19 protein-coding genes are annotated in these 18,548 nt (G+C 61.4%); 11 read left to right on the top strand and 8 right to left on the bottom strand.

Annotation, left to right across the window (positions count from 1 at the left end; genetic code table 11):
* Positions 1-76 precede the first annotated feature (76 nt).
* The 4 genes from PMI03_RS18395 (at position 77) to PMI03_RS18380 (ending at position 4,283) form a co-directional block, all read left to right on the top strand.
* Positions 77-973, top strand: a complete 897-nt coding sequence (locus tag PMI03_RS18395; RefSeq protein WP_007696123.1) for a dienelactone hydrolase family protein — start codon at positions 77-79, stop codon at positions 971-973.
* Between the two features lie 140 nt (positions 974-1,113).
* Positions 1,114-1,884 (top strand): triose-phosphate isomerase, encoded by a 771-nt coding sequence (gene tpiA / locus PMI03_RS18390; RefSeq protein WP_007696121.1) that lies wholly within the window; start codon positions 1,114-1,116, stop codon positions 1,882-1,884.
* Positions 1,885-2,003: 119 nt separating this feature from the next.
* Positions 2,004-2,513 (top strand): preprotein translocase subunit SecG, encoded by a 510-nt coding sequence (gene secG, locus PMI03_RS18385; RefSeq protein ID WP_007696119.1) that lies wholly within the window; start codon positions 2,004-2,006, stop codon positions 2,511-2,513.
* Between the two features lie 141 nt (positions 2,514-2,654).
* Positions 2,655-4,283, top strand: coding sequence for a CTP synthase (locus PMI03_RS18380; RefSeq protein WP_007696117.1), 1,629 nt, complete (start codon positions 2,655-2,657; stop codon positions 4,281-4,283).
* On the opposite strand, the gene ftrA is transcribed toward PMI03_RS18380, so the two are convergent.
* Entirely contained in the window at positions 4,246-5,262 is a 1,017-nt protein-coding gene (gene ftrA / locus PMI03_RS18375) for a transcriptional regulator FtrA (RefSeq protein WP_007696116.1), read from the bottom strand. The two genes, PMI03_RS18380 and ftrA, sit on opposite strands and share 38 nt — an antisense overlap.
* Positions 5,263-5,352: 90 nt before the next feature.
* Between ftrA and PMI03_RS18370 the strand changes: the two genes are divergently transcribed.
* From PMI03_RS18370 to PMI03_RS18355, 4 genes are all read left to right on the top strand, one after another.
* On the top strand, positions 5,353-5,748 hold the full coding sequence (locus PMI03_RS18370; protein WP_007696115.1) for a rhodanese-like domain-containing protein: 396 nt from the start codon (positions 5,353-5,355) through the stop codon (positions 5,746-5,748).
* Between the two features lie 138 nt (positions 5,749-5,886).
* Positions 5,887-6,936, top strand: coding sequence for a HoxN/HupN/NixA family nickel/cobalt transporter (locus PMI03_RS18365; RefSeq protein WP_007696114.1), 1,050 nt, complete (start codon positions 5,887-5,889; stop codon positions 6,934-6,936).
* 86 nt (positions 6,937-7,022) lie between these two features.
* The gene (locus PMI03_RS18360; protein WP_007696113.1) at positions 7,023-7,556 is read left to right on the top strand and encodes a FecR domain-containing protein; all 534 of its coding nucleotides are present in this window, start codon (positions 7,023-7,025) and stop codon (positions 7,554-7,556) included.
* Positions 7,557-7,569: 13 nt separating this feature from the next.
* Complete coding sequence (locus PMI03_RS18355; protein ID WP_007696112.1) at positions 7,570-9,444, top strand: CHASE2 domain-containing protein; 1,875 nt, start codon at positions 7,570-7,572, stop codon at positions 9,442-9,444.
* Positions 9,445-9,456: 12 nt separating this feature from the next.
* Here PMI03_RS18355 and PMI03_RS18350 read toward each other — a convergent pair whose 3' ends face one another.
* A complete protein-coding gene (locus PMI03_RS18350; RefSeq protein ID WP_007696111.1) occupies positions 9,457-10,056 on the bottom strand; it encodes a LysE family translocator in 600 nt (199 codons plus the stop codon).
* A gap of 98 nt (positions 10,057-10,154) precedes the next feature.
* Here PMI03_RS18350 and PMI03_RS18345 point away from each other — a divergent pair, with 98 nt between their 5' ends.
* Positions 10,155-11,030 carry a LysR family transcriptional regulator gene (locus PMI03_RS18345; RefSeq protein ID WP_007696109.1) on the top strand — a complete coding sequence of 292 codons (876 nt, stop codon included), beginning with the start codon at positions 10,155-10,157 and terminating at the stop codon, positions 11,028-11,030.
* A 9-nt stretch (positions 11,031-11,039) separates the two neighbouring features.
* On the opposite strand, the gene PMI03_RS18340 is transcribed toward PMI03_RS18345, so the two are convergent.
* Complete coding sequence (locus PMI03_RS18340; RefSeq protein ID WP_007696108.1) at positions 11,040-12,128, bottom strand: citrate synthase/methylcitrate synthase; 1,089 nt, start codon at positions 12,126-12,128, stop codon at positions 11,040-11,042.
* A gap of 84 nt (positions 12,129-12,212) precedes the next feature.
* Between PMI03_RS18340 and PMI03_RS18335 the strand changes: the two genes are divergently transcribed.
* Positions 12,213-13,346 (top strand): citrate synthase, encoded by a 1,134-nt coding sequence (locus PMI03_RS18335; protein WP_007696107.1) that lies wholly within the window; start codon positions 12,213-12,215, stop codon positions 13,344-13,346.
* On the opposite strand, the gene PMI03_RS18330 is transcribed toward PMI03_RS18335, so the two are convergent.
* A complete protein-coding gene (locus PMI03_RS18330; protein ID WP_007696105.1) occupies positions 13,322-13,699 on the bottom strand; it encodes a VOC family protein in 378 nt (125 codons plus the stop codon). The two genes, PMI03_RS18335 and PMI03_RS18330, sit on opposite strands and share 25 nt — an antisense overlap.
* Before the next feature lie 199 nt (positions 13,700-13,898).
* Here PMI03_RS18330 and gnd point away from each other — a divergent pair, with 199 nt between their 5' ends.
* The gene (gnd, locus tag PMI03_RS18325) at positions 13,899-14,924 is read left to right on the top strand and encodes a phosphogluconate dehydrogenase (NAD(+)-dependent, decarboxylating) (RefSeq protein WP_007696104.1); all 1,026 of its coding nucleotides are present in this window, start codon (positions 13,899-13,901) and stop codon (positions 14,922-14,924) included.
* Positions 14,925-14,990: 66 nt separating this feature from the next.
* Here the strand turns inward: gnd and glp are convergent, their stop codons facing one another.
* From glp to trpD, 4 genes are read right to left on the bottom strand one after another with little or no spacing between them, the layout of a single operon-like run.
* Positions 14,991-16,217, bottom strand: a complete 1,227-nt coding sequence (glp, locus tag PMI03_RS18320; RefSeq protein ID WP_007696103.1) for a gephyrin-like molybdotransferase Glp — start codon at positions 16,215-16,217, stop codon at positions 14,991-14,993.
* Positions 16,218-16,220: 3 nt separating this feature from the next.
* Entirely contained in the window at positions 16,221-16,715 is a 495-nt protein-coding gene (moaC, locus tag PMI03_RS18315) for a cyclic pyranopterin monophosphate synthase MoaC (RefSeq protein ID WP_007696101.1), read from the bottom strand.
* A 1-nt stretch (position 16,716) separates the two neighbouring features.
* Positions 16,717-17,517, bottom strand: a complete 801-nt coding sequence (gene trpC, locus PMI03_RS18310) for an indole-3-glycerol phosphate synthase TrpC (protein ID WP_007696099.1) — start codon at positions 17,515-17,517, stop codon at positions 16,717-16,719.
* A gap of 12 nt (positions 17,518-17,529) precedes the next feature.
* A complete protein-coding gene (gene trpD, locus PMI03_RS18305) occupies positions 17,530-18,546 on the bottom strand; it encodes an anthranilate phosphoribosyltransferase (RefSeq protein ID WP_007696097.1) in 1,017 nt (338 codons plus the stop codon).
* Between the last annotated feature and the right edge of the window lie 2 nt (positions 18,547-18,548).

Raw genomic sequence — 18,548 nt, 5'->3', positions numbered from 1 at the left:
GGACAAATTCGAAAAAAGATTTGCGTTGCCGGGCAACGAATGGCAAGCCCGTGAGCCTATCGAGGAAAGTGTCCGCATGCGAATGTCCACAGCTCATTTGTCGATACTAGCCGCAATTGCGGCCTTTTTGCCGCTAGCCAACGCTTCGGGTGCCGCCGCCGAAGCGCTGAAGCCATTCAAGGACGAGCTGTTTTCCAACCAGACGGTCATCGAAAGCCATGACAATGGCGCGTTCCAGACGATCGACTACCAGGAAATGCGCGACATAAACGGCCGCGACCAGATTCCGGAAAAGCGGGTCAAGCCGGCCTATGTCGAAACCGGCGTACGCTGGAAAGCGCAGGAAGACGAGACCTTGCCGCTTGGCGATCGCAAGCTCGACGTCACCCGCATCGGCCCGATATCCGGACAGGCTTTCACGGTGATCTTCATCCATGGCCGCGGCGGCGACCGTCGGCTGGGGTCGAACGACTACACCTTCGGCGGCAACTTCAACCGGCTGAAGAACCTCGCCTACAACAATGGCGGCACCTATTATGCCCCGAGCGTCAAAAGCTTCGACAGCAACGGCGTCGCCGACATCGCGGCCCTGATCCGCTATTCCTACGAGAAGTCGGGTGGCAAGCCGGTGATCCTAACCTGTGCCTCTATGGGTAGCTTCGTCTGCTGGGGCATCACCCGCGATGCCGAGAGCGTCAAGCGCCTGAAGGGTATGGCGATCTTAAGCGGCGTAACCGATCCTGACTTTGCCAAGAGCGCCTTCTACAAGGCGAAACTGCCGGTCTGGTTCACCCATGGCAGCAAGGATCCGGTCTATGCCGCCGCCGACCAGGAGGCGCTGTTCGAAAAGCTTTACAAGGCGCATTACCCGACGCGGTTCACGCTGTTTGCGACCGGCAATCACGGCACGCCGGTTCGTATGACCGACTGGCGGAAAGTTCTGAACTGGATCCTTGATCCACAGCCTTCATAGGTCTTTTCGAAAAAATTTCGGTTTATTTTCGCAAAAGCGATTTTTAAACGATTTTAAGCCGTTCCGAGGACCACCGTTAACTTTTCTTTCCCTCTCACTTTTGTTAGTGCGGCAGCACATGAATGAAGGGGAGATGAGGAATGACGAAGCAAATACGGCCGCTTTTGGCGGGAAACTGGAAGATGAACGGCACGCGTGCCAGCCTCGACCAGATCAAGGCGATCGCGGAAGGGGTGAAGGCGCCGTTGTCGGAGAGGATCGACACGCTACTCTGCCCACCGGCAACACTCCTCTATGTCGCGACGGCTCTCTGCGACGATAGCCCGCTGGCGATCGGCGCGCAGGACTGCCATCAGCTGGTCAGCGGCGCGCATACGGGCGATATTTCCGCCGAAATGATTGCCGATTGCTTCGGCACCCACGTTATCGTCGGCCATTCCGAACGCCGCAGAAATCATGCGGAAAACGACGCATTGGTGCGCGCCAAGGCGGAAGCGGCGCTCAACGCCGATCTGATCGCGATCGTCTGCATCGGCGAGACGGCGGAAGAGCGCGACAATGCTCAGACACTTGACGTGCTCAAGCGCCAACTCGCCAGTTCGGTTCCAGACGGTTCCGTCTCGGAAACGACCGTCATAGCCTATGAACCCGTTTGGGCAATCGGCACCGGTAAGGTTCCAACGCGCGCCGATGTTGAAGAAGCCCACGCCTTCATCCGCGGAGAACTCGTGGAACGCTTCGGCGAGGACGGCAAAAAGTTCCGTCTTCTCTACGGCGGTTCGGTCAGCGGCGCGAATGCGGCGGACCTGCTTTCGGTCGCAAATGTCAACGGTTTGCTCGTCGGTGGACAAAGCTTGAAAGCCGTCGACTTCCTCGCCATCTATGGCGCATTCGAACGGCAGTTCGCCTGAAGGCCTCACTTGCCTGAATTCCAATCTTAAAAGGGCTTGGAATAGGCGATAGCCTCATGTAAAGAGCCGCGAGCTTTTCTTTTTGATTGATGCCCGCGCCCGTGGGCAGGACTGGACCTATGCAAACCGTATTGCTTGTCATCTATCTCATGATTGTTGTCGCCCTTATCGGCGTGGTGCTGATTCAGCGCTCGGAGGGCGGTGGCCTGGGCATTGGCGGTGGATCGGGCTTCATGTCGGCGCGCGGCACGGCCAATGCGCTGACGCGCACCACGGCAATCCTGGCGGCTCTGTTCTTCGCACTGGCGCTCGGCATGAACGTGCTGTCGCGCTTTGAGGGACGTCCGACGGATATTCTCAACCGTATTCCGAGCACGTCGGGACAGGGCAACGGCATTCTTGATTCGCTTGGCGGCCAGAAGGGCGCAGCCCCGGCAGGCAGCCAAACGCAGCCGGCCAACAACAGCGGCGTTCCGAACAGCGGCGCGGTTGCTCCGCAGTCTCAGACAACGACGCAGCCTGCTCCGGCAACGACCACCCAGCAGGCTCCGGCCGCTACCGGTCAGCAGACGGCGCCAGCTACGACGACGCCTGCCCAAAGCGGCAATGGCGTTCCGACCGGCAACTAAGCCCGGTCGCATATCATCCTCCGGCAGGTCTTCGGATCTGCCGGTTTTGTTTTGTCGAAATTCCGTGTTCTGTGTCCAAAATTCCGGAAACGAATTTTAGGGCTGGCAGAATCGTTTGTTAAAAGGTATCCGGTGACTCCCATGGCGCGATATGTATTCATCACTGGCGGCGTGGTTTCTTCCCTCGGAAAAGGAATTGCGGCCGCGGCTCTCGGAGCGTTGTTGCAGGCCCGTGGCTATCGGGTCCGCCTGCGCAAACTTGACCCCTATCTGAACGTGGATCCGGGCACGATGAGCCCGACCCAGCACGGCGAGGTCTTCGTGACCGACGACGGCGCGGAAACCGACCTCGATCTCGGTCATTACGAGCGCTTTACCGGTCGCTCGGCCACCAAGACCGACAACATCACCACCGGTCGCATCTACAAGAACATCATCGACAAGGAACGGCGCGGCGACTATCTCGGCGCCACCGTTCAGGTCATTCCGCATGTGACCAACGAGATCAAGGACTTCGTCATCGAAGGCAATGACGAGTATGATTTCGTCATCTGCGAGATCGGCGGCACGGTCGGTGACATCGAGGCGATGCCGTTCATGGAAGCGATCCGCCAGCTCGGCAACGATTTGCCACGCGGCACCGCGATCTACGTTCACCTGACGCTGATGCCTTATATCCCGGCGGCTGGAGAGCTGAAGACCAAGCCGACGCAGCATTCCGTCAAGGAGCTGCAGGCACTCGGCATTCATCCCGACATCCTGCTGGTGCGTGCCGATCGGGAAATCCCCGAGGCAGAGCGTCGCAAGCTCTCGCTGTTCTGCAATGTCCGCCAGTCCGCCGTCATCCAGGCGCTCGACGTCGCGAATATCTACGACGTGCCGATGGCCTATCACAGGGAAGGCCTCGACAACGAAGTGCTGGCCGCGTTCGGCATTGAGCCGGCGCCGAAGCCTCGCCTCGATCAGTGGGAAGAGGTTTGCAATCGCATCCGCACGCCGGAAGGCGAGGTGACCATCGCCATCGTCGGTAAATATACCGGCCTGAAGGATGCCTATAAGTCGCTGATCGAAGCGCTGCATCACGGCGGGATCGCCAACCGCGTCAAGGTCAACCTCGAATGGATCGAATCCGAGGTCTTCGAAAAGGAAGATCCGGCACCGTATCTCGAAAAGGTCCACGGCATTCTCGTGCCCGGCGGCTTTGGCGAACGCGGCTCTGAAGGCAAGATCCTTGCTGCGCGCTTTGCCCGCGAACGCAAGGTACCGTATTTCGGCATCTGCTTCGGCATGCAGATGGCCGTCATCGAAGCGGCGCGCAACCTTGCCGGCGTCGAGCATGCGTCATCCACCGAATTCGGCCCGACCGATGAGCCGGTGGTTGGCCTGATGACGGAATGGCTGAAGGGCAATGAGCTGCAGAAGCGCACGAAATCCGGCGATCTCGGCGGCACGATGCGCCTCGGCGCCTATAAAGCTACCCTGAAAAAGGGCACCAAGATTTCCGAAATCTACGGCTCGACCGATATTTCCGAGCGCCATCGCCACCGCTACGAAGTCAACATCGACTACAAGGATCGGCTGGAAGATTGCGGCATTGTCTTCTCCGGTATGTCGCCGGACGGCATCCTGCCGGAAACGGTCGAATATCCCGACCATCCCTGGTTCATCGGCGTTCAGTACCATCCGGAACTGAAGTCCCGCCCGCTCGAACCGCATCCGCTGTTCTCGAGCTTCATCGAAGCCGCGACGGAACAGAGCCGGCTGGTTTAAGAACTGAAAATCGCTTGCGGTAGTCACTGGGACTGACCGCAAGCTTCTCCCGGAAATGATGGCGCATCGTGGCGAGCGATCCAAAACCGCTCGCGACGGCAACATCGTCCAGCGATCTCGCCGTCTCTTTTTCAAGAAGATCGCGCGCATATCTCAATCTCTCAGCCAGAAGCCATTCACCCGGCGCCATGCCGGTCGTCGCTTCGAATCGGCGCTGAAAAGTCCGCACGCTCATGCCGGCCCGCTCTGCCAGCGTGGCGATCGGCTGCTCTTCATGCAGCCTCTGGCGCATCCAATCGAGCAGCGGACCTAGTCTGGCCCCTTCGCGCTGACGCAACACTGGCGTTTCGATATATTGCGCCTGACCGCCCTCGCGATGGGGAGGCACCACGAGCCGGCGCGCTACGCTGTTTGCCGCTTCTGGCCCAAAGTCCCTACGCACAACGTGAAGACAAAGATCGATCGCCGCAGCACTTCCGGCTGCTGTCAAAACAGCACCCTCATCGACATACAGTACATCCGCATCGACGGTGACATCGGGATAGCGGGCTACAATGGCATCGACATAGCGCCAATGCGTCGTCGCCTTTCGTCCCGCCAGCAATCCAGCAGCGGCAAGAACGGCAACGCCCGAGCACAGCGACATGACGCGAGCGCCGCGATCGCTGGCAGCCTGCAACGCGGCAATCAATGGCGCGGGGACGGGAGAGGCTATTCCGCGCCAACCGGGGGCGATGATCAGATCGGCCTCCTGCAGAATATCGAGACCGCGATCGACCTGGACCAGCAGGCCGCCGGCGGCGCGCAGAGGACCGTCCTCTATGCCGCAAACGGAGAAGCGATACCAATCCTCTCCCATCTCAGGTCGCGGCAGACCGAATATCTCGCAGGCGACGCCGAATTCGAAGGTGCAGAGCTCGTCATAGACAAGAGCGACGACATGCGGACCGTGAAGAACGGGAGTGGAGGTGTTTGGCATGATCTCAACGATATATGGCCTTTCAGCCAATTTCAACAGGGAGATGCTCGCGGCATAAATGCTCCCGCAACACCAATGCAGGAGCCTCTCATGTCCAGCCGCGTCAGTGAAATACCAACTGCTTCTCCCAGTGCGATCGCCGAATATTACAGCCAGAAGCTTGCCTTCGAAACGGATTGCTCCGATGTCCAGCTATCCATGACCTCGGGAAATGCCGATTTTGTCCTGCTCGACGTTCGCGGACCATCGCTGTTCGAACAGCAACACATACCCGGCGCGATCAACCTGCCACACGGCAAGATGACGGCGAGAAGAATGGCGGAATGGCCGGATGATACGCTCTTCGTCGTCTACTGCGCCGGCCCACATTGCAACGGAACCGATAAGGCGGCCTGGCGTCTCGGCACACTTGGTAAGCGCGTCAAGGTCATGATTGGCGGCGTGACAGGCTGGGCAGACGAGGGATTTGTTTTCGAGAGACGTTAGAGCGTCAGCGAAAAGGAGCCCGGCTCTCACCGGGCTTCTGTTTTTGCACCGCAAAAAAATCTGCCCCTACGTCATTTGACTGTCGCGCTGTTCCCGTTTCCATGGCAATTTGCCGGTAAGCACATTGGGAACAAAAGTATGATACTCAATCCATTTGATGACCGGATCGAGCGGTCGAAGACCAAGATTGCCGTCACCTATATTTTGCTGATTGCGTTCAACGTAGCCGCCTGGGTTTGGGCATGGATCGCCTTCGCCGACAGGCCATCGCTGCTGGGTACCGCGTTTCTCGCCTACATGTTCGGCCTCAGGCATGCGTTTGACGCCGACCACATCGCTGCGATCGACAATGTGGTGCGCAAGCTGATGCAGGAGAAGAAGCAGCCCTATGCCGTCGGCTTCTTCTTTTCGCTCGGCCATTCCAGCATCGTCGTGCTCGCCTCGATCTTCATTGCCGCGACGGCGGCTGCGATGCAGGGACAGTTCGAATCCTTTCACGATGTCGGCGGGGTCATCGGCACGACGGTATCGGCCGTCTTCCTGCTTCTCATCGGTGTAGCCAACCTGTTCGTGCTCAAGGGCGTCTGGTCGGCTTTCAGCCGAGCAAGGCGGGGCGAGAAGATCGCTGACGAGGATCTGGACGCGCTGCTGGCCGGCGGCGGCTTTCTTGCGCGCATCTTCCGGCCAATGTTCAAGGTGGTGACGCGCTCCTGGCATATGTATCCGATCGGCTTCCTCTTCGGCCTCGGTTTCGACACGGCGACGGAGATCGGCCTGCTCGGCATTTCGGCGGCGCAGGCAGCACAAGGCATGTCCTTCTGGACGATTCTCGTCTTTCCCGCGCTCTTTACCGCCGGCATGTCGCTGATGGATACCATCGACAGCACGCTGATGACCGGCGCCTATGGCTGGGCCTTCGTCAAGCCGGTGCGCAAACTCTGGTACAATCTGACGATCACCGCCGCGTCGGTTGTCGTTGCCATCTTCATCGGCGGCATCGAGGCGATAGGGCTGATCTCCGACAAACTCGGTCTTGAAGGCGGTATCTGGAGCTTTATCGGCGATCTCAACGACAATCTTGCCAATTTCGGCTTCGCAATCGTCGGTATCTTCCTGTTGAGCTGGCTGGTTTCGACTGTCCTCTACAAGGCCGGAGGTTACGACAACTTGCAGATCAACCGCTCCTGACGCATCATCGGCTCCAAGGATCGAGAATGCCGTAACTGGAAATGGTCATCCGTGGCACCAGTTACATGCGATGAGGGGGCACAATCATGATCCAGACAAGCGATATTCTCGGCGCTGCGCTGGCAGCGGGCTTTCTCTGTGCCATCAGCGCTGGCTCGGCCTCTGCGCAGGCCGCCGCAAACTGCTCGCTGCGGCCGGCGATCAGCGCCGAGCGCCAAACCCTGAATTGCGAACCAGGGCTTAGCATCACCGTCGAACGCGGGGCACGCTACCGGCTTGCAGACCGGAATCGCGACGGTCAGGTGGATGCTATCGTGCTCAACAGCAAGGCGGCGCTGGTCGATGTCGATAGCAGCCGCGTTCAAGGCGGGTTCGAAGTGGTGACGCCGCAGGCGATTGCTGCCGTCCGGGGCACGCGATGGGCAGTCGATGCGCAGCGTGGCAAGACATCCGTGTTGGTGCTGCGCGGCCGCGTCGCCGTCAACAAGGTTTCGACGGGCCAAGGCGTTACGCTCGGGCAAGGGCAGGGCGTCGATGCCGATCGCGGCCGCTCCCCACTACATGTCACAGCCTGGGGACAACCACGCATGAACGCGTTGATGGCCCGCCTCGGCCAGTGAGATCCTGACGCCCATGCGCAGACCGCCGCTCCAGACGATGATCGCGCTTGTCTTGACCGCCGTCTGGGGTCTCGGCCTCGGCATCACGCATTTGCGCGGTGATATTCCCTTCATCGACGGCGCCGAGGCGACGCTGGCGAACCTCAGGAATGCGGTCGGCGGCAGCCGCCACCCGCCCGATATCGTCACCATTCTTGCCATCGATGACGACGCCTCGCGGGCGGCAGGACGCTACCCGCTGCCCCGCGCTACTCTCGCCACGATCATAGATGCGATCGCCGCGTTGGGACCAAAAGCAATCGCGCTCGATATGCTGCTGCTTGATCCCGGCGATGAAGCCGGCGATGCGGCGCTGGAGCAATCGCTCAGGCGGGCCAATATCGTATTGGCTGCCGCCGGCATCTTTCCCGAAAGCCGCCAGCGCGTCACTGATAACAGTAGGGAACCTCTCGCCCGCGTTCCCAGCGCGCTGCAATTCCTGGAGCCGCAGCAGCGGTTCGCGGAGGCTGCGAGCTATGGCATCGTCAATGTGCAGACCGACAAGACCGGAACGCCGCGTTTCGTGCCCATGCTGTTTCGCAGCGGCGAGCGGATCGAGCCGTCCTTCTCGCTGCGCGTCGTTTCGGCCGCGACCGGCGAACACCCAACGGTCATCTCCGACCACATCAAGATCGGCGACCGTTCTGTGCATACCGATACCGGCTATCTCATGCCGCTCTCGTTCTACGGTCCGCGCGGCACGATACGCACCATCAGCGCCAGCGCGGCGTTGAATGGACAATTACCGGAGGAGGCGATCAGGGACCATATCGTCGTCATCGGCGCCACCGTCACCGGCGGTGGCGATGTCTTTCCGACACCCTTCGATCCGGTGCTACCGGGCGTCGAAGTCATCTCCACCTCGATCACACATTTGATTGCCGGCGATGGCCTGGTTCGTGACCGCGGTGTGCGTCTCATCGACCTCTATTTCGCCGTCGGCCTGCCGCTCGTCATCGTCAGCCTGCTTGCCTGGCGGCGCAACACCATCGGCCTGATCATGGCGCTCTGCGTCATCCTTGCCTGGCTGGCGATCAATGTCAGCGCCTTCAAGCACGGAATTTGGCTGAGCGCCGCCTTGCCGATCGCTGCGACGGTGCCGCCGGCGCTGCTCTTCGGCGCGGCCCAGCTTTGGCTCGGCCGCAGGCAGGCCGGACGGTTTGCCGAGCAGAGCGAACGCCTGCAGCGCATCCAGGCACCCGGTCTTGCCGAACACCTTGCCCATGATCCCGGCTTTCTCGCCGAACCGGTGCATCAGGAGGCGGCCGTGGTCTTTATCGACATCAATGGCTTCACGGGTCTCAGCGAGGCAATCGGCCCGACCGCCGTGCGGGAGCTGCTGAACGGCTTCTACAATCTCGTCGACGAGGAAGTGACAGCCAGCGGCGGCGCCATTACCAGCTTCATGGGCGACGGCGCGATGATCCTTTTCGGCCTGCCGCAGCCGAAGCGAACCGATCCCGCCAATGCAGCGCGCTGTTGCATTCGCCTCGCCGACAGGATGAGAGGCTGGCTCGCAGCGCTGCCGGAGGCGACCGCTTCTCGCATCGGCTTCAAGATCGGCGCGCATTTCGGGACTATCGTCGCCTCCAGGCTCGGCGGTGAAGGCCGCCAGCAGATCACGGCGACCGGCGACACGGTCAACGTTGCCAGCCGCCTGATGGAAGTGGCCGCCCGCAATCAGGCCGAGATCGCCATCAGCAACGACCTGTTGCATTCCGCCGGACATGACAGCCTGCCATATATAGAAGGCAGGCTCGAAGGTCCGCTCGAAACAAGCTTGCGCGGCCGCGCCGGATCCCTGGCGATATGGCTCTGGCGCAGCCAGGCATCATCCGGAACGCCCTGACTATTTCAGGCTCTATCCGCGCCACATCGGGATGATGGAGATCACGAGCAGACAGGCGAGCGAGGCATTGAGCACGCGCCATTGCCATGCCGTTTTCAGCAAGCGTCCGAGCATTTGCCCGAGGACGCACCAGACCGCCAGTGAGAATGCGGCGACAAGACAAATTGTCACACCGAGCAGGACTGCGAGCGTGGCAGGGCTGCTCGCCAATGCGGCGAAGGAAGCTGCCGCGACGACCGTCATCGTCCAGGCCTTGGGATTATACCAGAGCATCCAGACGCCGGCGATAAAGCTGGTAGGTTTCGCCATGTCACCGGAAAGATGCGGCGGCCCGCTGAGGCCGATCCTGATGGCGAGCCAGATCAGGTAGAGCGAACCCAACGCTTTCATCGCGGTCTGCAACGCGGGCAGAACCATCAACAGGCCACCGAGGCCAGCCGCTGCGGCACAAGCAACGGAACCAAGGCCGATGGCGCAACCGGCCATCACGGGGATCGAGCGGCGAAAGCCGAAATGCGCGCCGGACGCGGTCGCAAGCGTCGTGGCGCCGCCCGGCGTGATGGTCGAGATCAGCGCGAAGAGGATCAGGGGCAACAGGGCATTGATGGTCATGCGGGACGATCTCCGTTTTCAACGAAAACATAGGCAAATGGCGTTCATCAGAAAAACGAATATTGAAATGGTCATGCATTAGCATCTATAATGGATGCATGACCCGGAACTTTGATATTGCGCTCATTCGAACCTTCGCCGCTGTGACCGATCACGGCAGCATGACGATTGCCGCCAATACCCTTCACATGACGCAGGGCGCCGTCAGTCAGCAGATCAAGCGCCTGGAAGATGCGCTCGGCTGCGCCTTGTTCGAGCGGGAGAAGCGGGGATTAAGGCTGACGAATGCTGGCGAGCGACTGCTCGGCAATGCCCGCCGGCTGCTGATCCTCAACGACGATATCTGGGCCGACATGACGGATAGTGCCATCGAGGGCAGCGTGCGGCTCGGCGTGCCCTATGATCTGATAGGAACAACGCTGGCACCGGTTCTCAAATCCTATGCGGAACGTCATCCCCAGGTGGAGATTTCTCTGATTTGCGCCTCATCGCCGGAACTGATGCGGGCGCTTGACGATGGTGAAATCGATCTCGGCATCGTGGAGGAGCCACTCGGCGCATCGAAGGGCGAATGCCTGGCGATCGACCGGCTGGTCTGGGTCGGTGCCAAGGCGGGCAATGCCTACCGCAAGGATCCGCTACCGATTTCGATGGTGGCCGACACCTGCGCCTTCCGGCCATCGGTCTTCGCAGCACTCGCCGATGATGGGCGGCGCTGGCGGACGGTCTTTGAGAACGGCAATATCGAAGCGACGACCGCAACGGTGCGCACCGATCTAGCGGTCACCGCCTGGCTCGCCTCCACCGTTCCCGCAGATCTCGATATTCTCGGAACCAATGACGGCCTACCGGAGCTGCCGGTCTTCTCCGTCAACCTCCATTTGCCGAAAAGCGAAGCAACGCTTCCCGCCACCGAGCTCGCCCGCCATATCCGCGAGGGGCTGATGCGGCCGCGACAGGTCACGGCCGCATGAGATACTTTTCTACGCCGCCTTCGGCAACGGGCCGACATAGCGCGACTGCGGGCGGATCAGGCGGCCATCCAATGTCTGCTCGCGCGCATGGGCAATCCAGCCGACTGTGCGGCCGATCGCAAAGACGCCGGTGAAGGAGTTGCGCGGAAAGCCGAGAGCATCGAGCAACAGCGCCGTGTAGTACTCGACGTTGACATCGAGTGGACGATCCGGCTTGCGTTCCTTGAGGAGCGCAAGTGCCGCAGCCTCGATCGCTTCGGCAAGGGCGATGCGACCGGCATCCGCCTGACCACTTGCGAAAATCGGCTTCAGCGCCGTCTTCAGGGCATCGGCGCGCGGATCGCGGACGCGGTAGATGCGGTGGCCGAAGCCCATCAGCCTTTCACCATGATCAAGCGCCTGTGACAGCCATGCCCGCGCATTGGCCGGCTCACCGACGGCGTCGAGCATATCGAGCACCGGGCCGGGAGCGCCGCCATGCAGCGGTCCCTTGAGGGCACTGATCGCAGCCAGCACCGACGATGTCAGGCCGGCATGAGTCGAGGCGATGACGCGGGAGGCAAAGGTGGAAGCATTCAGGCCATGGTCGGAGATCGTCACCAGATAGGCGTCGAGGCCGGCGGACTGCTCCGCTGTCGGACGCTTGCCAGTCAGCATGTACAGGATGTCGGCGGACTGCGACAGGGAGGCATCCGGCTTGATCGGCGTCTCACCGTTCTGAAGGCGCAGCACGGCGGGCAGGAAAACAGCGGGGGCCGCCATCAGACGAATGGCGGTCGCGAAATCCTCGCCGTCCTCGATGCGGGCCAGCAACGCCCGCACGGCCTCGACCGGCGGCAGGGCCAGCAATGCCGGATCGGCGGCGCCGACATGCGCGAACAATTCTGCACGAGCAGCGCCCAACTGCGTCCTGATGCTTGCAGCATCGGCGTGTTCCTCGAACAGGCCGTCGAGCAGCAGGGCTGCGACATCCTCGAAACGGCTCGTTGCCACCAGATCGTCCAGCGACACGCCGCGAATGATCAGCCGGCCGGCAGCACCGTCGACATCTGACAGCTTAGTTTCGGCAGCAATGACATCTTCAAGACCACTTTTCATTATCATTCTCCTTTGACTATGCGTTTAGATCAGTCCTATTTTCGTTGACGTCAATCTTGATGAAATTGATCAATGTGAGGAATGATGAGCTGGCTGACGGCGGAACAGGCGCTAACCCTGCTGGGCACAAAAACGCAGACGCTGTACGCCAATGTCAGCCGTGGCCGCATCCGTGCAAAGCCCGATCCCGCGGATACGCGGCGCAGCCTTTACTTCACCGATGACGTCAAACGGTTGGCGGCCCGCCACGCGGGACGGCGCAAGACCGAGACCGTAGCAGCCGAGGCGATCCAATGGGGCGATCCAGTGCTGCCTTCGGCACTGTCGACGGTTTCTGACGGTCGGTTGTTCTATCGAGGGCAGGATACGGCCAAGCTTGCCGAACATGCGACACTGGAGGATATCGCGGTCCTGCTCTGGGACATGAAGCGGCCACTGCGGCTGGAAGGGCAGGGTGGCGATAAACGATTGCCCGCCCTGAGCGCTGCCTTTTCTGCCCTGGCTGGGCGCGCTACGACGGACCTGCCTTCGCTTGGGCGCTCGTTGCCGGCGCTCCAGAACGAAGCCGAAAGCGTGTTCCGCACCGTTGCGGTAGCACTGGCACCGGGGACATCGACGCTGCCGGGGCATGAGCGCCTGGCAACGGCCTGGGACAGGCCGGATGCAAGCGACCTCATCCGTCGCTGCCTGGTTCTCTTCGCCGATCACGAGCTCAACGCCTCGACCTTCACGGCGCGAATCACCGCTTCCGCCGGGGCGACGCTGTCAGCTGCCGCACTCTCCGGTCTTGCGACGTTGACCGGGCCGCTGCATGGCGGTGCGTGGCAAAGCGTGCGCTCGCTGGTCACCCGCGCCGCCGCGATCGGGGCGGAGGGGGCCGTGCGCAGCTATCTGGCGGAAGGCCGGCCAGTGCCGGCGGTCGGGCATCCGTTCTATCCGGACGGCGATGCGCGCGCCAAGGCGCTGCTCGCTTGCTTCACCCTGCCGCCCTTGTTTGCGGAGGTTCGGAGCGTCGCTGAAGACCTCGTGGGAGAACGGGTTAATGTCGACTTTGCCCTGACGGCGATGACGTCAGCCTATCATCTGCCCCAGGATGCCCCGATGATCATCTTCGCGCTTGCCCGCACGGTTGGCTGGCTGGCGCATGCCATGGAGCAGTCGACCAGCGGTCATCTCATCCGCCCCCGAGCCCGCTATATCGGCCCGCCGGTCGAGTGACAGACAGCCTCGATATTGTGGCCATCGGGATCGAGGATGAAGGCGCCATAATAATTGGGATGATAGTGGGACCGGATACCGGGAGGCCCATTGTCCAGCCCACCGGCGGCAAGGGCGGCCTCGTAGAATTGATCAACGGCCGCTCTGTCCTCTGCCGTGAAGGCAACGTGAACGCCGGTTTGCGGCACATTTCGCTGCCCTATCCAGAAAAAGGCCTTTGGCCTGATCCCATATCCCGCAAATATCGCGCCTTCGGCGTATAGACGCTCTATGCCGAGGGGCAGCAAAGCCTTGTCGTAGAAGGCTTTCGACCGCTCGACATCGCTCACTCCGATTGTAACGTGATCCAGCATATTGGCTCCAGAGACGGTCGATGCCGATAGCATGGCAGCTTGCCAGCGTCGGGCAATATCACAGATGCGTGAGCGCCGTATGTTTCGCCCTGATCCCGCGCGGCTGCATAGCTCGCCCGTCATTTGTTCATTGGCAAAGACCGCTAAATATCTTTATTGAGATTTCAACCGATACAAATCCTTCCTAGGAGACTGACATATGCAAATCGGAATGATTGGCCTTGGCCGCATGGGCAGCAACATGGTGCAGCGTCTGATGAAGGGCGGCCATAGTGCTGTCGTTTTCGACGCGCGCCCGGAAAGCATCGCGACGCTTGAAAAGCTTGGCGCCGCCGGTAGCACGTCGCTCGAAGATTTCGTATCGAAGCTCGCCCGTCCTCGCGCCGTCTGGCTCATGCTGCCCGCCGCGATCGTCGACAAGGAACTCGCCGCGATCCTTCCGCTGCTCGACGAGGGCGATATCGTCATCGACGGCGGCAACTCCTATTATCATGACGACATTCGCCGCGCCGGCGAACTGAAATCCAAGGGCATCCACTATGTCGACGTCGGCACCAGCGGCGGCGTCTTCGGCCTGGAGCGCGGCTATTGCCTGATGATCGGCGGCGAAAAGGATACCGTCCAGCATCTGTCGCCGATCTTCGCAACGCTTGCACCGGGCGTTGGCGATGTTCTTCCGTCGCCGATGCGCTCCGATGAAGCGGCAAAGGCGAGCACGGCCGAACAGGGCTACCTGCATTGCGGCCCGTCCGGCGCCGGCCACTTCGTCAAAATGGTTCATAACGGCATCGAATATGGCTTGATGGCTGCCTATGCCGAAGGCTTCAACGTGCTGCGCCACGCTAATATCGGCACGCAGACCACCGAAGCCGACGCGGAAACCGCGCCCTTGTCCCATCCGGAATATTATCAATATAACCTCGACATCGCAGAAATCAGCGAAGTCTGGCGCCGAGGCAGCGTCATCACCTCCTGGCTGCTCGACCTCACCGCCGACGCACTGCATGGCGATGCCGCTCTGTCGCAATATGCCGGCCGTGTTTCGGATTCGGGCGAGGGTCGGTGGACCATCTCCGCTGCCATCGACGAAGGCGTCCCGACGCCGGTGCTCAGCGCCGCCCTCTACGGCCGCTTCGCGTCGCGCGGCAATGACGATTACGCCAACAAGGTTCTGTCGGCCATGCGCGCGGGCTTCGGCGGCCACCACGAGAAGCCGGTCAAGTAATCTTGTTCTGAATGTCGTGATATTGATGCCGGGTGGTCGAAACTGCCCGGCATTTTTGTAACCGGTTTAGCCCAGCAGATCGGGGCGCAACAGCAGGACCGGACATGGGGAGCCAGCGGCAAGTTCCGGCACATGCGGCGGGCGGATGATAAGGCAATCCGCGCGGGAAAAGACTTTCATCATCGAGGAATCCTGCTTGGAAAAAGGCTCTGCCAGCCACGAACCGTTGGCGGCTTTCGTCAGCGTCGCGCGGACATAGTCCTGACGCTGATCATTGGCTTTGAGGGGTATGGCGGCCAGGGCCGTGGCCTCGCGTTTCACCGGCGGTAGAGACGCCAACTTGCGGATCAGCGGCTCCAGGAACAACAGGCCGCAGACGAGGCTGGAGACCGGGTTGCCGGGCAGCCCGAGCACATGGGTCTCGCCGAGGCTGCCGACCATCAGCGGCTTGCCGGGGCGCATGGCGATCCGCCAGAAATCGAGCTGCATTCCCGCTTCGATAAGCGTCGCCTGCACCAGATCGTGATCGCCGACGGAGGCGCCGCCGAGCGTAACGATGACATCCGCTTTCGCCACCTGCGCCCGACCGATCGCGGCGGTAATTTCCGCCTTGTCGTCAGGGACGATACCCAGATCTAGCACATGGGCGCCGGCGCTGCGGGCGAGTGCGGCGATCCCGAAGGTGTTCGACGCGATGATCTGCGAAGGCCCCGGCTCGGTTCCCGGCGTCACCAGCTCATCGCCCGTCGCAAGGATCGCCACCAGCGGACGGCGATAGACATCGAGCGCCGGATGGTTCATGGCCGCCGCAACCGTCAGGCGCGAAAAATCCATCACCGTGCCGGCCGGAAGCACGACTTCACCTTCGGCAAAATCCTGGCCGCGCGGGCGGATATGCTGCCCCTTACGCAGAGGGTAAGTTGTGCGGATGCGACCATCCTCCGGCCGTTCGGCATCTTCCTGCAGCAGCACCGTATCGGCTCCAGCCGGAACTGGCGCACCGGTGAAGATACGCACCGTTTCGCCTTTGCCGACTGCACCCTCGAAGGCATGGCCTGCGGCGGAAGCGCCGATCACGGTCAGTTCTGCGCCCGGCTCGGCGGCATCCTCGAAACGCAGCGCATAGCCATCCATCGCTGAAGCGTCGAAGGGCGGTTGGGTCAGGCGTGCGGAGAGATCCTTGGCGAGAACCCGGCCTTCGGCCAGGTCGAGCGGAACGCTTTCGATGCGATGGAGCGACGTTGCGCTATTCAGCAGGCGCGCCTGGGCGTCCGCTACGGGTAAAAGGCTCATGCGTCAGGCCTCCGGGTGACGGAAATCGCCGGATTTGCCGCCGGATTTCTCCAATAATCTGATGCCGCCGATTTCCATTGTCCTGTCGGCGGCCTTGGCCATGTCGTAGATGGTCAGGCAGGCGACGGAGACCGCTGTCAACGCTTCCATCTCGACGCCGGTGCGGCCGGTAAGCTTTGCGGTTGCGGTTATGCGCAGGCCGGGCAGGGCGGCGTCCTCGGTGATATCGACCGTAACCTTGGTCAGCATCAGCGGATGGCAGAGCGGGATGAGATTGGCGGTCTGCTTGGCGGCCATGATACCAGCAAGCCGTGCGGTGCCGATGACATCACCCTTTTTGGCATTGCCTTCGCGGATCAGCGCCAGCGTTTCCGGCTTCATCGTGACATGGCCTTCGGCGGTCGCGATACGGATCGTCTCGGCCTTGTCGCCGACATCGACCATATGCGCCTCGCCGGAAGCGCCGATATGGGTGAGGCCGGTCTTTTCCGTGTTCATCTTACTCGGCTTCGCCGGTCAGCAGCAGGCGCGTTGCCGCCGCCACGTCGTCCTTGCGCATCAGGCTTTCACCGACGAGGAACGTAGTGATATCAACGGCTTCCAGCCGTTTGCAATCAGCATGGGTGAAGACGCCGCTTTCGCCCACCAGCAGCCGGTCGGCGGGAACCATAGGTGCCAGGGCTTCGCTGACCGACAGGCTGACCTCAAAGGTGCGCAGATTGCGGTTGTTGATGCCGATCAGCGGCGAGGACAGCTTCAGCGCCCGCTCCATTTCCTCGGCGTCGTGGACTTCGACCAGCACATCCATGCCGAGGCCGAAGGCTTCGTCCTGCAGGCGCTCGGCATCGCTGTCGGAGAGAGAAGCCATGATCAGGAGGATGCAGTCGCCACCCCAGGCGCGCGCTTCATGCACCTGATAGGTTTCGAACATGAAATCCTTGCGCAATGCCGGCAGCGAACAGGCTGCACGAGCGGCGGTCAGGAATTCCGGCGCACCCTGGAAACTCGGGCTATCCGTCAAGACGGAGAGGCAGGCAGCACCACCCACTTTATAGGCCTTGGCGAGGGCAGGCGGATCGAAATCGGAACGGATCAGGCCCTTCGAGGGGCTGGCCTTCTTGATTTCGGCGATCAGGCCGAAGGAGCCGGCATTCTTCTTGGCGGCCAGCGCCTTATGGAAACCGCGCGGCGCGGACTGGCCCGCCTGCATCGCCTTGAGATCGGCAAGCGAGACCTTGGCCTTGGCGGCGGCAATCTCTTCGCGCTTATAGGCTTCGATCTTCTTGAGAATATCGGTCATGACGTCCTGAACCTATTCTTCGGCGTTGGAGACGGCGATCAGCTTTTCCAGCGCAGCGGCGGTTGCGCCGCTATCGAGCGACTGGGCCGCGAGCTTCATGCCATCATGAAGCGTTTCCGCCTTGCCGGCAATCACCAGTGATGCTGCCGCGTTCGCAAGCGAAATATCGCGATAGGCATTCTTTTCACCGCTGAGCACGGCGCGGAGCGCTGCCGCGTTGGCAATGCCGTCGCCGCCCTTGAGGTCGGCAAGATCGGCATGCGCGAGGCCAAAGTCGGCCGGCGTCAGTTCGAAGGTGCGGATCCTGCCGTCCTCGAGGGCTGCGACCGAGGTCGTTCCTGTCGTTGTGATTTCGTCGAGGCCATTGCCGTGCACGACCCAGACGCTTTCGGCATTTAGGTCCTTCAGCACCTCGGCGAGCGGCACGACCCATTGCGGCGCGAAAACGCCGAGCAACTGCCGTCGAGCGCCAGCCGGGTTCGCCAAAGGTCCTAATAGATTGAAGATTGTGCGAGTACCGAGTTCAACGCGGGAAGGGCCGACATGGCGCATCGAGGAATGATGCAGTTGCGCGAACATGAAACCGATACCGGCCTCACGAATGCAACGGGCAATGACCTCGGGACCGATATCGAGTTTGATACCCAGCACGGACTGCGTGTCGGCCGTACCGGCCTTGGAGCTCTGAGCACGGTTACCGTGCTTGGCGACCGGCACGCCTGCACCGGCAACGATGAACGCCGCAAGCGTCGAAATGTTGTAGGTGCCAAAGCCATCGCCGCCGGTGCCGACGATATCGATCGCATCCGCCGGCGCTTCCACCGGCAACATCTTGGCACGCATCGCCGTGACGGCACCGACGATTTCGTCGACCGTCTCGCCCCGCACGCGCAGCGCCATCAGGAATGCGCCGATTTGCGAGGGCGTGGCTTCACCTGACATCAAAATATCGAATGCCTGACGGGCTTCGTCCCGCGTCAGCACCTCGCGATTGGCGACCTTGGCGAGGAAAGGTTTCAATTCAGCCATCG

Source organism: Rhizobium sp. AP16 (assembly GCF_000281735.1).
GTDB classification, from domain to species: Bacteria; Pseudomonadota; Alphaproteobacteria; order Rhizobiales; family Rhizobiaceae; genus Rhizobium; species Rhizobium rhizogenes.
This window is presented reverse-complemented; position numbering and strand designations above follow the sequence as displayed.

Coding starts and splice junctions, on each gene's coding strand:
- PMI03_RS18345 (WP_007696109.1), top strand. CDS start 10,155: ATGACCCGGAACTTTGATATTGCGCTCATTCGAACCTTCGCCGCTGTG.
- PMI03_RS18350 (WP_007696111.1), bottom strand. CDS start 10,056: ATGACCATCAATGCCCTGTTGCCCCTGATCCTCTTCGCGCTGATCTCG.
- tpiA (WP_007696121.1), top strand. CDS start 1,114: ATGACGAAGCAAATACGGCCGCTTTTGGCGGGAAACTGGAAGATGAAC.
- gnd (WP_007696104.1), top strand. CDS start 13,899: ATGCAAATCGGAATGATTGGCCTTGGCCGCATGGGCAGCAACATGGTG.
- moaC (WP_007696101.1), bottom strand. CDS start 16,715: ATGAACACGGAAAAGACCGGCCTCACCCATATCGGCGCTTCCGGCGAG.
- PMI03_RS18395 (WP_007696123.1), top strand. CDS start 77: ATGCGAATGTCCACAGCTCATTTGTCGATACTAGCCGCAATTGCGGCC.
- PMI03_RS18335 (WP_007696107.1), top strand. CDS start 12,213: ATGAGCTGGCTGACGGCGGAACAGGCGCTAACCCTGCTGGGCACAAAA.
- secG (WP_007696119.1), top strand. CDS start 2,004: ATGCAAACCGTATTGCTTGTCATCTATCTCATGATTGTTGTCGCCCTT.
- PMI03_RS18330 (WP_007696105.1), bottom strand. CDS start 13,699: ATGCTGGATCACGTTACAATCGGAGTGAGCGATGTCGAGCGGTCGAAA.
- PMI03_RS18360 (WP_007696113.1), top strand. CDS start 7,023: ATGATCCAGACAAGCGATATTCTCGGCGCTGCGCTGGCAGCGGGCTTT.
- PMI03_RS18370 (WP_007696115.1), top strand. CDS start 5,353: ATGTCCAGCCGCGTCAGTGAAATACCAACTGCTTCTCCCAGTGCGATC.
- trpC (WP_007696099.1), bottom strand. CDS start 17,517: ATGACCGATATTCTCAAGAAGATCGAAGCCTATAAGCGCGAAGAGATT.
- PMI03_RS18365 (WP_007696114.1), top strand. CDS start 5,887: ATGATACTCAATCCATTTGATGACCGGATCGAGCGGTCGAAGACCAAG.
- PMI03_RS18355 (WP_007696112.1), top strand. CDS start 7,570: ATGCGCAGACCGCCGCTCCAGACGATGATCGCGCTTGTCTTGACCGCC.
- PMI03_RS18340 (WP_007696108.1), bottom strand. CDS start 12,128: ATGAAAAGTGGTCTTGAAGATGTCATTGCTGCCGAAACTAAGCTGTCA.
- ftrA (WP_007696116.1), bottom strand. CDS start 5,262: ATGCCAAACACCTCCACTCCCGTTCTTCACGGTCCGCATGTCGTCGCT.
- glp (WP_007696103.1), bottom strand. CDS start 16,217: ATGAGCCTTTTACCCGTAGCGGACGCCCAGGCGCGCCTGCTGAATAGC.
- trpD (WP_007696097.1), bottom strand. CDS start 18,546: ATGGCTGAATTGAAACCTTTCCTCGCCAAGGTCGCCAATCGCGAGGTG.
- PMI03_RS18380 (WP_007696117.1), top strand. CDS start 2,655: ATGGCGCGATATGTATTCATCACTGGCGGCGTGGTTTCTTCCCTCGGA.